This window comes from Planctomyces sp. SH-PL14 (assembly GCF_001610835.1).
In the GTDB taxonomy this organism is placed as follows: domain Bacteria; phylum Planctomycetota; class Planctomycetia; order Planctomycetales; family Planctomycetaceae; genus Planctomyces_A.
On record NZ_CP011270.1, the window covers coordinates 4,785,457 to 4,800,449 of the forward strand.

The 14,993-nt window shown below is 66.8% G+C and carries 12 protein-coding genes; 6 read left to right on the forward strand and 6 right to left on the reverse strand.

The window, feature by feature from the left end; translation table 11 throughout:
* Positions 1–181 precede the first annotated feature (181 nt).
* The 4 genes from recG to VT03_RS18315 all read left to right on the forward strand — a co-directional run bounded on the left by recG (position 182) and on the right by VT03_RS18315 (position 6,232).
* Entirely contained in the window at positions 182–2,305 is a 2,124-nt protein-coding gene (gene recG, locus VT03_RS18300) for an ATP-dependent DNA helicase RecG (protein WP_231870470.1), read from the forward strand.
* Positions 2,306–2,606: 301 nt separating this feature from the next.
* The gene (locus VT03_RS18305; RefSeq protein ID WP_075094316.1) at positions 2,607–3,224 is read left to right on the forward strand and encodes an RNA polymerase sigma factor; all 618 of its coding nucleotides are present in this window, start codon (positions 2,607–2,609) and stop codon (positions 3,222–3,224) included.
* A 163-nt stretch (positions 3,225–3,387) separates the two neighbouring features.
* Positions 3,388–3,870, forward strand: a complete 483-nt coding sequence (locus VT03_RS18310; protein WP_075094317.1) for an anti-sigma factor family protein — start codon at positions 3,388–3,390, stop codon at positions 3,868–3,870.
* A 130-nt stretch (positions 3,871–4,000) separates the two neighbouring features.
* Positions 4,001–6,232, forward strand: coding sequence for a serine/threonine protein kinase (locus tag VT03_RS18315; RefSeq protein WP_156514592.1), 2,232 nt, complete (start codon positions 4,001–4,003; stop codon positions 6,230–6,232).
* Positions 6,233–6,346: 114 nt separating this feature from the next.
* On the opposite strand, the gene VT03_RS18320 is transcribed toward VT03_RS18315, so the two are convergent.
* The 3 genes from VT03_RS18320 to VT03_RS18330 all read right to left on the reverse strand — a co-directional run bounded on the left by VT03_RS18320 (position 6,347) and on the right by VT03_RS18330 (position 9,286).
* Positions 6,347–6,814, reverse strand: a complete 468-nt coding sequence (locus VT03_RS18320; RefSeq protein WP_075094319.1) for a macro domain-containing protein — start codon at positions 6,812–6,814, stop codon at positions 6,347–6,349.
* 143 nt (positions 6,815–6,957) lie between these two features.
* The gene (locus VT03_RS18325; protein ID WP_075094320.1) at positions 6,958–8,505 is read right to left on the reverse strand and encodes a hypothetical protein; all 1,548 of its coding nucleotides are present in this window, start codon (positions 8,503–8,505) and stop codon (positions 6,958–6,960) included.
* A gap of 148 nt (positions 8,506–8,653) precedes the next feature.
* Positions 8,654–9,286, reverse strand: a complete 633-nt coding sequence (locus VT03_RS18330; RefSeq protein WP_156514593.1) for a vWA domain-containing protein — start codon at positions 9,284–9,286, stop codon at positions 8,654–8,656.
* Between the two features lie 673 nt (positions 9,287–9,959).
* Between VT03_RS18330 and cls the strand changes: the two genes are divergently transcribed.
* The gene (gene cls, locus VT03_RS18335) at positions 9,960–11,396 is read left to right on the forward strand and encodes a cardiolipin synthase (protein ID WP_075094322.1); all 1,437 of its coding nucleotides are present in this window, start codon (positions 9,960–9,962) and stop codon (positions 11,394–11,396) included.
* A 314-nt stretch (positions 11,397–11,710) separates the two neighbouring features.
* Here the strand turns inward: cls and VT03_RS18340 are convergent, their stop codons facing one another.
* Together VT03_RS18340 and VT03_RS18345 are read right to left on the reverse strand one after the other, a co-directional pair.
* Complete coding sequence (locus tag VT03_RS18340) at positions 11,711–13,150, reverse strand: MFS transporter (protein ID WP_075094323.1); 1,440 nt, start codon at positions 13,148–13,150, stop codon at positions 11,711–11,713.
* Positions 13,151–13,318: 168 nt separating this feature from the next.
* A complete protein-coding gene (locus tag VT03_RS18345) occupies positions 13,319–13,777 on the reverse strand; it encodes a Fur family transcriptional regulator (RefSeq protein ID WP_075094324.1) in 459 nt (152 codons plus the stop codon).
* 311 nt (positions 13,778–14,088) lie between these two features.
* Here VT03_RS18345 and VT03_RS18350 point away from each other — a divergent pair, with 311 nt between their 5' ends.
* On the forward strand, positions 14,089–14,352 hold the full coding sequence (locus tag VT03_RS18350; RefSeq protein WP_075094325.1) for a hypothetical protein: 264 nt from the start codon (positions 14,089–14,091) through the stop codon (positions 14,350–14,352).
* A gap of 24 nt (positions 14,353–14,376) precedes the next feature.
* On the opposite strand, the gene VT03_RS18355 is transcribed toward VT03_RS18350, so the two are convergent.
* Positions 14,377–14,985, reverse strand: coding sequence for a cysteine hydrolase family protein (locus VT03_RS18355; protein WP_075094326.1), 609 nt, complete (start codon positions 14,983–14,985; stop codon positions 14,377–14,379).
* Positions 14,986–14,993 lie beyond the last annotated feature (8 nt).

Here is a 14,993-nt window from a genome sequence, read left to right on the forward strand (position 1 = left end):
CCGCGGTTGGACACACTCTCCTTCAGACATCTCTCGACGGCCAGGCCTCCGGCGGGCAGGGGGTGGCCCCTGCACGCCACCAGGGTGCCCCTGGACCCGGTTCTTGGGCATCGATGACGCTTGATTGTCGGCGATGAACTGGGGCTTCATCATGCAGGGCTGTCCCACTCACGGAGACCACTTGCCCGACCGACCCACCGACTCCGACGACCCCCTCCTCCAACCCGTCCAGTTCCTGCCCGGTGTCGGACCCGCACGCGCCCAACTCCTCGAAAAACTCGAAATCCGCACCGTCCAGGACCTCCTCTGGCACCTCCCCCGAGACATCCTCGACCTCACCGAAGTCCGACAACCCCGCGACCTCGTCGAAGGAGTCGTCCAATCCGTCCGCGGACTCCTCGTCGACCTCGACGCCAAACACACGTCGAGCGGCAAACACATGACGGCCTGCCTCCTCGACTGCAACGGCGAATACGTCCGCGGCACCTGGTTCAACCAACCTTGGATGCTCACCCGCCTCCGCGGCGCCACCAAACTCCTCTTCTCCGGCAAACCCAAGAAACACCAGGCCCGCTGGGAATTCTCCCACCCCCGCCTCCAACTTCTCAACGAGGACGACGACCTCACCACCGGCGGCCTCGTCCCCCGCTACGGCCTCACCGAAGGCCTGCGGATGCACGAAATGCACCGCCTCATCCGCGGCGCCGTCGACACCTTCGCCCCCTCCATCCCGGAACACCTCCCCGAAAGCTTTCTGTCGGAGCGCTCCCTCCCCCCGCTCGCCCAGGCGGTCCGCTCCATGCACCTCCCGGCGACCGCCGCGGAGTACGACGCCGGCCGACACCGCGTCCTGTTCGACGACCTGTTCGAGTTCCAGGTCGGCCTCGCCCTCCGCCGCCGCGCCTGGCACCGCGGCCAGCAGTCCCCCGTCATTCCCGTCACCGCCAAGATCGACGCCCGCATCCGCCGCCTCTTCCCGTTCCGCTTCACCGGCGGCCAGGACACCGCGATCCGCGAGATCGCCGAAGACCTCGCCCGCGGCCGGGCCATGCACCGCCTCGTCCAGGCCGACGTCGGGGCCGGGAAGACCGTCATCGCCCTCTACGCCATGCTCGCGGCCGTGGCGGCGGGGTGGCAGTGCGTCCTGATGGCCCCCACGGAACTGCTCGCGACCCAGCACTGGGAAACACTCGACCGGATCCTCGCCAAGAGCCGCGTCGAACGGGCGGTCCTCACCGGCCGCCTGGGGGCCGCGGAACGCCGGGACGTTCTGGAAGGAATCCGCTCCGGACGCCTACAGATCGTCGTCGGGACCCAGGCGGTGATTCAGGATGCGGTGGAGTTCGCCAACCTCGGGCTGGCGGTGATCGACGAACAGCACAAGTTCGGGGTCGCCCAGCGCTCCCGGTTCAGCAACGAGGCGGAAAACCTCGCGCCGCACGTCCTCGTCATGACCGCCACCCCGATCCCCCGCAGCCTCTGCATGACGCAGTTCGGGGACCTCGACCTGACCGTCGTGAACGAACTCCCCCCGGGCCGGCAGCGGGTCGTGACGAGCCGCCTCCCCGGTCCGGCCGCCCGCACCAAGGCCTGGACCTTCATCCGGCAGCAGATCGAAGGGGGGCGGCAACTCTACGTCGTCTGTCCCAAGGTGGGCGACGAGGGGCGAGCCGCGACCCCCAACGGCGACGGCCCGGAAGATGACGGAAGCGCCGAGCAGACGTTCGTCGACCTGCAAGAGGGAGAACTCCGCGGACTCCGCCTGGGACTCGTCCACGGCCGGATGGACCGCACCCGCCGGCAGGAGACGATGGACGCCTTCCGCCACGGCGACCTCGACGCCCTTGTTTCGACGACCGTCATCGAAGTCGGGGTCGACGTCCCCAACGCCACGCTGATGATGATCCTGCAGGCGGAGCGGTTCGGCCTCTCGCAGCTCCACCAGTTGCGGGGCCGCGTCGCTCGCGGCAAGTACCAGGGGTACTGCTTCCTCTCCTCCGAGGCGGACTCGCCCGAGGCGACCGCCCGCCTGTCCGCCCTGGAACAGACCTCCGACGGCTTCAAGATAGCGGAAGCGGACTTCGAGCTCCGCGGTCCCGGGGACGTCCTCGGCACCCGGCAGCACGGCGACCTGCCGCTCCGCGTCGCCGACCTCGTCCGGGACAAGGAGATCCTCGTCGAAGCCCGGAAAGCCGCCTTTGAACTCGTCGACGCCGGCCGGATCGACTCCGCCGAATTCGCCCCCCTCAAGCTCCGCGTCCTCGACCGCTTCGGAAAGCTCATGGATCTGCCGCGGAGCGGTTAGCGGCCGTTTCAACATTCCAACTGGGCCACCCACGGATTGCCCTCTGATCTGTGTTTATCTGTGGCCAATTCCGGTTTTGCCACGGATGAACACAGATCAACACAGATTCTGAACGGGCGTGCTGTCGCTTCGACACCGCTCTGCTTTTTGTAACCATATCTGTGGGAGCGGTTTGTGGAATGTCGCCGCCCCAGGGCGACTGCCCCGGATTCCGTTCGCTTGCCCCCGCAGAATCTGGCAAAATGTGTTCGCACTTTCCGCGTCCGCGTCGTAAGTAGGCTGACCTTCCGAGGAACCGACGATGACCAGCCTGCGGAAACCTGTCGACGTGGATGCCCCCAACGGAGCCGATCTCGAACAAGGGGGGAGCGAAGCGCGACTGGTCGAGGAGGCCCGGCAAGGGCGTCAGGCGGCGTTCGGGCAGCTCGTGCGGCTGTACGAACGGCGTCTCATCCGCGTCCTGCTGCGCTTCGTGCGGGATGTCGACCTGGCCGAAGACCTCGCCCAGGAGACATTCCTCCGCGCCTACGAGCGTCTCGAACAGTTCGATCCCTCCCGCCGGTTCGGCCCCTGGCTGTTCCGGATCGGGGTGAATCTGGCCCTGGACCACCACCGCGCCCGTCGGCGGCGGATCTGGGGCTTCCTGTTTTCCGAGTCGGGACGCGAGTCTCCTCCCGATCCGGCGACCCCCGATCCACGGGGGGAACAGGATCTGCAACAGGAAGTGCAGCGCGTTATCGAACAACTGCCGGAGCAGTTCCGGATCGTCCTGGTCCTCCGCGACCTCGAGAACTTTTCGACGTCGGAAATCGCCGCCATCCTGGAGCGGACCGAGGCGACGATCCGCTGGCGGCTCGGCGAAGCCCGCACGCGGTTTGCGGAAATCTGGGAGAAACGCCAGAAACGCGGTTCCTCCTGACGAACAATATGGATCGAAGTGCGATCCACCCCCGAACCACCCCCTGATTGCCCCTGATTTGTGATCCTTGCGAAGTTGCCCGGCTTCAAGGATGACCGCCCTCCCCCAACGGAACCCCGCCTTCCGACCTTTTGACCGGCCTGCCGGACCGAAAGTGCCTGCCATGAACTGCGAACAGATTCAGAACGACATCGCCCTGTGGGTCGGAAATGATCTTCCGCCCGACGAGGCGGAATCGATTCGCCGGCACGTCGCCGCCTGTCCGGAATGCCGGGCGCAGGCCCGCCGGGTCAAGTCCGCTCTGGAAGTGGTGGGCCGGTCGATCCCGGAACCGACGTACGACACCGCCGACAGCCTGTGGCCCGCGATTTCCCAGCGGCTGCCGCAGCGTCCGCGGAAGCGGCCCGATGCGGCCTGGAAGCGATGGGCTCCTTCGCTGGTGGCAACGGTCGCGGCCGCGGGCGTGATGGTGGCGGTGATGGTCATTCCCCCCGGCCCGGCCCCGACGCCGAACGAAGTGATTCCGCGCGGCATGGGGATCGGCGGGGCCACGACGCTCGATGCTCTCCAGAACCAGACGAAGCCGGATCAGAAGAACGGTCGCAGGGTTCCGAACCCGATTACGACTCCCGCCCACCAGCGGTAGCCCGGGAGCTCGTGGGCGTGCGGCTCTGATCTTGTCCTAATTTGAGGGCCGTGAGACACTTCCGCCCGAAGGGGCACAGCGGACTGGACCCCGAATCGACCAGGTGGCCGTCAGGGACGACGATCGCTCCGTGGACTCTCCGTCAAAGGATCTGCTTGCGCAACTCGAGACGCTCGGCCTCGCTTCGCCGCGCGACCTCCGGCAGTGCCAGCGCCACGTCCGCTGGCTGGCCCGCGACCTTCCGCTCTTCGACAGCGTCTGGCTCGACGCCCTCGTCCGCGGCAACGTCCTGACCCCGTTTCAGTCCCGGCACCTCCAGGACCGGACCGGCGACCGCCTCCGCATCGACCGCTTCACCCTCGCCGACGAACTCGTCTCCGACGACCTCCCCCGGATGTTCCGCGTCCGCGGCCCGCAGGGAGGGCAGCCCCTCCTGCTCTCGACGATCACGGTCCCGACCGACATCGAAGCCGCCCTCTCGCGTCTTGACGAAGTCGGCCGTCAGCTCCGCGAGTGCCGCTCCGCCGACCTCTCGATCCCGATCCAGTGGGGCCGTGACGCCGACCGGCTCTTCGTCGCCTCCGCGGCCGAAGGGGATTCGCGAAACGGTGAAGGGACGCACTCACTCCATGACCTCCTCGTCCGTCGCGGCCGCCTGGCGGATGCCGATGTCGAGGCGATCGCGCGGCGGCTCCTCCGCGTTCTGGCCGAGATGCACGCGCAGGGCGTGGTGCACGGAGACATTCGCCTCCGGAACGTCTGGCTCGACCCGGTGGCCCGCGGCCGCGGCCGGCTGCAGCTGATGAACGCCGGGTTCGTCGCTGCGGTCCGTCCCGTCGTCTCGCATCACGAAGTCTGGCCGATCGAAGCCCTCGACGGCGTTCCCCCCGAGAGCATCGGCCCGCGCGGCCGCCGCACTCCGCAGAGCGATCTCTATTCGCTCGGCGTCCTGCTCTGGCACCTCCTCTCCGGCCGCTCGCCGCACGCGACTGTCGATCCCCTCTCACGGCTCGCCGCACACCAGGCGCGGGACATCGCCAACGTCCGGGTCTGGGCTCCCGACACCTCGGCCACGCTGGCCTCCCTGATCGAGGCTCTTGTCCAGCGCGACCCGCAGCGCCGGCCCGCCTCCGCGGAGGAGGCCTTGGCCATTCTGGGAAGGCGATCACGCACGACATCGAAACGGGCGAACCCGGTCGAAGCCCTCCCCACGATCCGGGGCGGTCGTGAAGCCTCGTCTATGGGCCGAGTTGCCGGGCTTGCGGCCTGCGCGGTCCTGGGACTGGCGGGGACGCTCGCGTGGATTCATCGCTCGGGGGGGATCGCGGATCCCCTGAGCGTCCCGGGACCGCTTGCGGCTCCGGACCGGCTCCCGGCGCCGGCGTCTCCCCCTCGCACTGCGAACGCCGTCGATACCGCGCCGGCTCCACCGCGGCTCCGCCCGCTTCCGCCGCTGAAGAACGGCGAGATCGTTCTCGATCACCCGGGACCGTGGAAAGCGGGACGCCTGGCGATGATCGGTCCGGTCCGGATCCTCGCCGCCGCCGGTGTCCGGCCGGTGATCGAGATCGAGCAGGAGCCCCTTCACATCGCGGCGGAGCAGGTGATCCTCGCCGGGATCGAGTTCCGCAGCGCACCGGCCGCCCTAGCGAAGAATCCTTTGCCGGTCCTGCTCGCCCTCGACGCCCAGCGGGTCCAGATCGAACAGTGCCGGTTCGTCGTTCCGGACGCCTCGTCGCCGAAGGTTCTTCCGGCGGCCATCCGGTGGACCCTCATCGACGAGGCGGCGGCCAACGGACGGCTGCTCCTCAAGAAGACTCACTTCGCGGGAGACGTCCGCGGCATCGAGCCGCACTCTCGCGCCGGGGTCGTGGCCGCAGATGAGATCCTCAAATCCGGCCGCGGCGAGCTCATTTCGTTTCCCGACGCCGACACCTCCCGCCAGCAGGACATTCATCTCCGCCGGTCCACGCTGCGAGGCGCCTGTCCTCTGGTCTCAGCGGCGCGGTTCCGGTCGTCCGACCGGATCGCGGTCCACGCCGACCACTGCGTCTTCGCCGTCGAAGCAGCCGCGCTGTTCGAGACCACGACCGCGGAGCCGGGGAGCGACCTCCGCCGCATCCTCACGATCGACCCGCAGGCGAGCCTCCTCGCCTTCGGCACTCCGCTCCAGGGCCAGCGGCTCGGTCCGACCCGGCTGGAAGCTCCGCAGGACGACTCCCCGCCGCCAGCTGGCCTGGCGGTCGACGAACTCCAGTTCGCGGGCGACGTCACAGGCGCGTGGGACGCCAACCGCCTGACCGGAACGACGATTCCGCTCCAGGAAGAAGTCCCGCCGGGCATCGGAGCGTCTCCGTTCTAAAGCAGCGGTATCGAAAGCGGCACAGAGTTCACCAGCCGCCTCTCCGATCCGCGTGCATCTGTGTTCATCTGTGGCCCCATTCCTCCCTGCCATGGCTGGCAAGCCGCCTCCTCATCAGGTCCGGCGGTACTCGACGATCAGGACCCGCCCGTCGAAGTCGATCGTCCGCAGTTCGTCCTCCATCCATTGGCGGACCCGCTCGGATCGTCGGCCGCCGGAGCCCGAACCGATGAGCGGTAAAGCGACCGACCGGTAGCCCCGCTGCGAAGCAAGCGCCAGGGCATTCCGCACGGACTGCCGGACCGACCACTCCGAAGACTGCCACAGCAGGTTGATCCCGGCGACATGGATGATCGCCCGGAAGGGGAGCGTTCCGGGTCCGGTCTCGACGGCGCCGCCGAGCGGGATCATCGGCATCCGGGCTAGCTCTCGGAACGGCCCGGTCCCGCCCCGCCGCTTGATCGCTCCCGAAACCCCCTGGGGCAGCAGCAGCCACCACGGAAAGATGTTCCGGTTCCACGCGTTGACGATCACCTCGACCTCCTGATCGAGGAGATCCCCGTAGGCCGTCGCAATCTCCATCACGCTCTCACGGCTGAGTTCGAAAACACGCCCGCCCGCTGCGGAGCCTCCGCGCGAGGGGCCGATTGCCCGTGTTTACGACCGGCTTCTCAAGAATGCGAAACGAAAACCCGCACGGGTGATCCGAAGCCGGAACGGCCGCTTCAGCGGGGCGCCTTCAGTTCCAGGATCGTGTCGTCGTTGTACGGCTTGCCGGCGTCGTCCACGCGGTTGGTCCCCAGCGTGGCGATCACGACATGGTCCTTCGAGAAGACCTTGTACTGGAACGGACCGTCCACGGGAGCGTCGATCGGAATCTCCTTGAGGTACTTGGGAGCGAGTGCTCCCAGCGTCGCCGGAAACTCCTTGTGGTCTCCGCTGTAAGCGATCAGGGCCAGGCCGACCCGCAGGAGATCGCGCCGCGCGTCCGCCCGGTCGTCGGTCGCCCGCCGCTGCCAGTAGAGGGGACGGAGCGACATTGCCATCGTCTCGCCGACCCAGCGGCTTGCCCCGTCGAGGTCCTTGTCGATCGTCTCGGCGATCGCCTTGAGGCGAGTGTCCTGCGTCTCCTCCCAGAGCTTGTAGTTGACGTCCATCTGCTTGAAGAGTTCGTACTGCTCCTGGCGATCGCGGATCCGGAGCGCCTTGACGATGCCGTCCTGCAGCTCGTCTGCCCGCTTCCGGGCGACATCCCACTTGAGGGACGACAGGTTGGCCTTCTCCAGATGCTTGAGGTCCTTTTCGCCGGGGATCTCGAAGAACTCCTTGAGCTGGACATCGTCCGAACGGAGGGTCTCCAGTTCCTGCCGCAGGATCGCCCGCTCGCCGATGTCGGCCGCGACGTCGGAGTGCGGCAGGCGCGGCATCGCGTCGAGGGCCTGGCCGTATTCGGCCGCCTGCTCGGGGGAGAGCATCCCGCCGCTCAACAGCGTGGAGGCCGCGCGGCAGGCGAAGGCGTCCATCGTGAGGGCCTTGGCGACCGACACGTCAAAGGGGGATCCGCTCGCCAGCAGGTACGACAGCCGATGTCCCGCCAGGAGGTCGCCGGTTGCGGCCGGGATGTCCCCCGCGGCCGCCCGCAGGAGGGCCCGGGCGCAGAGGAGCCGCACGAGGAACGGGAGCCGCCGCTCCACCGACAGTGAGGCGGACATCAGTTTCTGCGGCGAGTCCTCCGAGAGCATCGGAAAGTAGTAGCCGGGGAGGCGGGAGGCCGCGACGAGCAGGTCCAGGGCCGCGTCGTTCGCCTTCAGATACTCGGCGACTCGGGGAAATTCGTCGCTCTTCCAGGGACGCTCCGACGCGACGAAGATCTGGTCCTGCAGCTCGAGCGCCGAGCGGCGGCGGTCGGCCGGGGCGATGTCCCGCTGGTCTTCCACATAGGGCTCGACCGCCACGAGCTCGGGAAGGGTCGTCGACATCGTCTCGATTCCCAGCATCGCGAGCGACGCGTCGGCGAGGTCGGGGACGAAGGCGGACTCGCCCAGCAGGTGCACGATCAGGATGGCGGCGTTCTGCTGCGGCTTGACCCGTCCGGCGAGGGTCTCGTTGATCCGGCGGAGCTCGCCACCGACCTCTTCGGGAATGTCGGGGGCCGTGAGAACGAGGTCCTTGGGAAGAGCGACCTCCTGACCGTCCAGCCGCTGCGCCAGCCCCGACAGGCACGGCAACAGGACCAGGAGCTGGGCAACTCGCTTCAACGGGAAGTGGGGCATCGGGATCTCTCGGGGGCCGCCGACTCCGACCGGGAGCAGAAACCCGACGGGCCGAGGGCTCCTGGAAGTCTATCCGGCCGTCAGTCAAATTTCGCCGTCCGCCCGCGGCGTCCGACGACAATGCTCAGCTCGACTGTTGCCCGCTCCGTTACTGCATTGCCTGTCGCTCGGCTTCGGTGAAGCTGTTGTCGGGCGGGGCCTGAGCGAGGACCTGCTGCCGCATCCGCGAGACCTTGTTCGACGTCGCCTTAAGCGAGGCCGCGACCTTGTCCGGCGAGAACTTCACGCTGGCCGTCGGATCGACGCCGAGCAGGCCCGCCTCGGCGAAGGCGTCCTGGTTCGCACCCAGGAACGTGAACTGCCAGCGGTAGTGCTGCTGCTGGTGCGCAATCATTTCACGCACGCGCTCCCGCGTGAACTCGCGGCTGGCGTTCTCCTGGCCGTCGGTCATGATCACAAGGATCACGAGTCCCGGCCGTTCCGCTTCCGTCATCAGATTGAGTCGGATGCCGGTCTCGGTGATGGCCCTCCCCAGCGTGTCGAGCAGGGCGGTCGAACCGCGCGGGACGAGCTTGTACTCCGGGCAGTCGCGGATGGGGACGCCGCGGTGGACGAACTCATACTCGTGGTCGAAGTGGATCAGTGTCGCGTAGGCCTCCCCCGGCTCGGAGGCCTGCTGGCGGATAAACGCGTTGACTCCTCCTTCGGCGTCGCTCCGGATGCTTTGCATTGAGCCGCTGCGGTCCACGACGAGCGTGATATCAGTCAGATCGGATCGCACGGGATGCTCCTCAGGTGACAAGTGCCCATCACGGCCGCAGAAAGCCCGATGTCTCTCGCGTGACGGCGGCCAAAGCAATGAGGGAGGGTATCCGCATTCTTCTCGGACTGTTCAGGCAATTCAATAGGTCTCGTGCCTTGCGGTGCCGCGAATCTGACAGTTGGTGGACGGGTCGTCCCTGCCGACCGGACGTCTTTCAACTATCGGGGTCCAGGGGCTGGCCCCTGGTGGGGGATGCAAGGGGGCAACGCCCTCTTGCCCGCCGGAGGCCTGACCGTCGAGAGATGTCTGAAGGAACACGTATCCAAGCGCGGACAACGTGCCGTATGCCCCCTCACCAACACGCAGGGATTGCAAAGCCAGCGGTGTGATGTGAGTGAGTCCTCAACGGCAACTCCACAAAGGGGACGTCCGTTGTGCACCACGGTTCCTCATGGAAACGCCTCCGGCGGCAAGAGAGGCTGTGTTGTTTCTTTGGCCGCTTGACCCCAGGCTGCCGTGGCACATTGGGCTTGAGCTATGGACGCTGTGCCGGCCAGGACGCGGTTCGAGCCAGTCGCCACGAAAGCGAACCTTCCCGGCAGACACAGGCACGACCCGGATGCTCTAATTCGTCCCCCCCCATCAGCATCCTCCCCCGGCCCTCCCTCCTCCCGCGGAGACAACCCGCCCGATGCCCAGTCCGCTCACACTCGCCAGCCTCGTCGTCGGCTATCTTGTCACCCTCGTGCTGGTGCGGTGGGTCGTTCTGAACAAGAAGGAACACCCCGTCTCCACCGTCGCCTGGATCCTGGCGATCGTCCTCCTGCCGTACTTCGGCGGGGTCCTGTACCTCTTCTTCGGGATCAACCGCGTCGAGCGGCGGAAGCGGCAGCGCCGCAAAGCGGTCCGCGAACGCCTCGCGAAAGACCGGCCGCGGATCGCGAAGTACGAGATCCCCGTCCCGGAGGAGTTCTCCGAGCCCGAACGGCAGATCGTTCACCTGCTGAAGAACTGCGAGTCGCCGGGGCTCACCCGTGGCAATGCCATCGAGATCCTGGACGACACCAACATCATCACGCGGCGGATCGAAGAAGCGATCATGTCCGCGCAGAAGAGCATTCATATTCAGTTCTACATCTGGCAGCCGGACGAGACGGGGCAGAGGCTGCGGGACCGTCTGATCGAGCGGGCCCAGGCGGGGGTGAAGATCCGCTTCCTCTACGACCAGATCGGCTCGATGCGGCTGAACAGGACGTACCTCCAGCCGATGCTCGACGCCGGGATCCAGGTCGCGTCGTTCCTCCCGGGGCTCAAGTTCTTCGAGCGGTGGTCGTTCAATCTCCGCAATCACCGCAAGCTCGTCGTCGTCGATGGCCGGATCGGGCTGACGGGGGGGATGAACATCGGCGATGAGCACCTGGGGCGGGACAAGTCGTTCGGCCGCTGGCGGGACACGCATCTCGAAGTGCGGGGGCCGGCCGTTCTGCAGATGGAGCAGGTCTTCGCGGAGGACTGGTACTACGCCACCCAGGAAGACCTGACGTCGATGGATTACTTCCCGGAGCCGGACGCGTCGGGGGACCGGGTCGCGCAGGTCGTGAGCGGCGGTCCGGACAGCGACGATCCGACGTTTCACATGCTGTTCTTTGCGGCGATCAATCTGGCGCAGCGGCGTTTGCGGTTGATGACGTCTTACTTCGTGCCGACGCCTGCCCTTGTGACCGCGCTTTCGGCGGCGGCCCTTCGCGGGGTCGATGTGCAGATCATCTGTCCTGGAAAGTCGGCCAGCCTGGTGACGATCTATGCCGGCCGGTCGTATTACGACACGCTTCTGCAGGCAGGCTGCCGGATCTACGAGTACCGGCGGGGGATGATGCACGCCAAGACGATCACGGTGGATGACGACTGGTCGTTTGTGGGGTCGCCGAACTTCGATGCCCGGAGTTTGCTGTTGAACTTCGAGATGGGGGTGGCGATGTATGGCTCGGAGGAGGTTGCGGAGCTGAATCGGCAGTTCGATCGTGATGTGGGCCATTGTCACGAGATCACTTTGCCGGAGCGGTTGCGGCATCCCAAGCGGAGGGTGTTTCTGGAGAACATTGCGAGGTTGTTCTCGCCGGTCCTGTGAGTTCGATCGCTCCGATAAGAACCGGGTCCAGGGGCACCCTGGTGGGGGATGCAAGGGGGCAACGCCCCCTTGCCCGCCGGAGGCCCTCTCGTCGAGAGATGTCTGAAGGAGTGAATGTCCAAACGCGGACGACGTGCCGGATGCCCCCCTCACCAACCCGCTGCCTTCACAAAGCGGGCGTCCGTTGCTCACCACGGTTCCTCATGGAAGTGCCTCCGGCGGCAAGGGGGCGTGGCCCCCTTGACCCCAGGCTGCCGGGGCACGTTGGGTTTGAGCTTATGGGAGTCGTGCCGGCAAGGACGTGGCCCGCAGCCTCACACAGCGCTTTCCGCCCGCGTCTCCTGCAACGACTCGTCCTGCGGGTGGTACAGCAGCAACACCGGCAAGATCACGATCGCCGCACCCAGATACAGAAGGTTCAGCGGCGCGCGGAAGATGCCAACAAAGATCCACTGAAACAACTGATACAGAAACCCCGCCGAAGCAATCCCGAGCCAGTTGCACAGGTTCATCACGCCAATGACCCGCCCCTTCTGATCGTGCGGAGCCCGCGCCTGCAGGAACACCTGCAACGGAACCGTAAAGACCCCGGCAAAGAACCCGACCGCCACAAGCGCGATCGCCGTCCCGGCCAGCCCCAGGAACGGCTGCCGGTGAACGACCGGAAGCGGCGGGTCCGCCAGCTCCGCCGGAGGGACGACGCCAACGGCCGCGGGAGGCTGGACCGGCTCAGCACCGGCCGCCTCTACGACAGGCCGGACATCCGACCCGGGAATCGCCAGCAGCGCGAGCGAGACCACGATCCCCCAGCCGCCGATTCGAACGAGCTTCGCATTGAACCGGCTGTGCGAGAGCCACCCCGCCAGAACGCACCCGACCAGAATCCCCAGCCCCGTGCAGGCGGCCAGGAGCCCGGTCCGCTCGTCGTTGAGACCCATCTGGATCTTGCCGACGGCGTTCGTCACGTTCGGATAGACGATCCCGCCGGTCATCCAGAAGACCGAGAGGACAATGACCACCGCCAGGAGTCCCCGCTGACGAACCAGCGCCCGCCAGGTCGTGGGGTGGACGAACAGGCTCGCCGGTTCGAATTGGAGCCCGGGATGAGCCACCGGCGTCCGCCGGACCATCAGCGACGTCACCACCCCCAGCGAAGCGACGACGAGGCAGGTAGTCGAAGCCATCCAGACCCGCCCTTCGAACATCATCTTCAGCGACCCCGCCAGCGGCAGGGCGAGAATGATCGCCAGGAAGGTCGTCATCAGGATCACGCCGTTGACCCGCGGCAGGTCGCGGTCGTCAAACAGCTCGGGAAGAATCCCGAACTTCGCTGGACCGAAGACCGTACTGTGCGCCCCCATGAGGGCCAGCACGGCGATCGGCAGCCAGATTCCGCTGTCGGGGATCCGCTCCATCCCGGCGAAGGCGGCCATCCCCAGCGCGGCGATCATGACTTCGGCGATCTTGCAGCCGACGACGATACTCCGCTTGCTCCACTTGTCGGCGAGGAATCCCGAGAACCCCGATCCGAGGATGAAGGGAAGGGCGAAGAGGATCGTGGCGATCCCCTGCCGGTCGGTTCTTCCCTGCCGGGCGAGATCGACGCACAGAAGCAGAACGAGCTGCTTGAAGATGTTGTCGTTGAGGGCCCCCAGGAACTGCGTGACCGTCATCCCCCAGAAGGCCCGGTCTTTCCAGATCGAAAGCCGGGGAGGGGAAGAGGCGGCGTCGGGCGCGGCGGAATCCTGAGACATCGTGCATCCTGCAACGTCGAGAGCGGGCTCCGTTCGTCAGGGAAGCGGAGTCCGGACCATCCATGCGGGCCGATCGGCACCGTTTGGGCGGCTCACGGACAATAGCCCGCCCCGGGAGAAGCGCGTAGCCGAACCTGTTCACGAAACGGGAACGTCAACGGGCGGCGTTCACGCCTTGCCGGCGTCGCACTCCGTGCAGTGCCCCTTGATCAGGATCTCGGTGATCCGGCCGATCGACTTCGAGCGCTTCTTGGAGGCAGCCAGGATGTCGATGTCTCCCAGGCACTGCACCGTCCCGCATTCGACGCACACGAAGTGCGGATGCTGCTCGCCGCCAGGGTGGTTGGGATCGCGAAGCTCGAACCGCCAGACGTGGTCGCCAAGCTCGGTCCGGGAGACCAGCTCCGCCTCGACGAGATCGGAGAGATTGCGGAACACGGTCGCTTTGTCGAACCCCCAGCCGGCGAGCTTGTCGGTCACCTCGGCGTGGGTCATCGGCCGGCGGCTCTGCTTCAGCTCGCGGTAGACGGCGATCCGGGCGGGGGTGCTGCGGAGTCCGGCGTCGCGGAGAAGGGTCCGGACTTCATCGAGCGTCTTCGTCTCTGCCGCCGAGGGGTGGCCTGCCATATCGTCTCTTTCGCGTCCCGTGCCGTTCGACGTCGCTTCCAGACGAATCACAGGATCGAGACGCTCACCAGCGTTCCGACGCGAGTCGCGTCTCCTCGATCCGTCGCCAGCGCGTCTGGGCCTGGCTCGTCAACCCCCCATTTCACTCGAACCCATCCGGGGAGTCAAACTGTTTCGTTCGATCTCGGGGGGCCGGGGCCTGGCGGAATCCGATGTCTCCCGCGTCACGGGAGGCAGGAACGAGTCGTCGAACAGTTGGGGCGGCCGTACGATTCCCGCGGAGGCTCGGAAGCCTTCGCAGGAGCCAAGCGATGCAAGATCGAGAGTCCGAACTGCTGGGATGCGCCAAGGCGTGGTCCCAACGTTTCAACGTCCCGCTGGCGCCGCTGATGGAGCGGCTCCACGATGCGCCCGCGGTCCACGTGCAGCTCCCCGGCCACGGTCAGCCGCAGCGGGCCTATCTGGAATCGGACGTCCGGCAGCGCTGCGCGGACCTGATTGCCGCGGCGGACGACGTCGCCACATACGGTGCCGACCGCCGCTGGAGGGGGATGCCGAGTTCGCGGGCCGGCTGAGAGCGGTTTCCGGTTGCGGGCGGTTCAGCAGTGGGCCGACGGGCGGCTTCGCATCGGGATCTGATCCGACGGGCGTGTGTCGGCCTTGAGAATGGTCCGCATCTGGGCGAGGGCGTAGTCGTTGTCTTCCGCCGTGTTCGAGGCGACGCAGTCCGCCGGCACGACGAGCTCGAGATCCCGCATATAGACGTCATTCGCCGTGAACAGAACGCAGATGTTTCCCGCGACCCCAGTCAGGAGAATCCGCCGCGTTCCCAGGTAGTCGAGGAGGGTGTCGAGAGCGGTCGAGTAGAAGCCGGAGTGTTTGGGCTTGAGGATAAAGTAGTCGTCGTCGTCCGGCAGGAGCCGCTCGACGATCTCGCGGCCCCGGCTCTCGGGGCGCCGGCAGTGGGTCACGAGGGCGCGGAAATCGGAACGCCAGCGGCCGAAGTTGTCGTTCACATAGATGACGGGAACCCCCTCTGCCTGAGCCCGCCGCTTCAGCGCGGCGATCCGGTCCGCCATCGGCACCGCGAAGGGGAGCAGCTGGTCCGCCTCCGGAAAGTCGAGGGCGTTGATGACGTCGATCAGCAGGAGAGCGGTGTCGCACTTGTCCGGCGCGCTGCCGTGAAGATCCGGATTGGTGTGCGGCATGTCCTGAT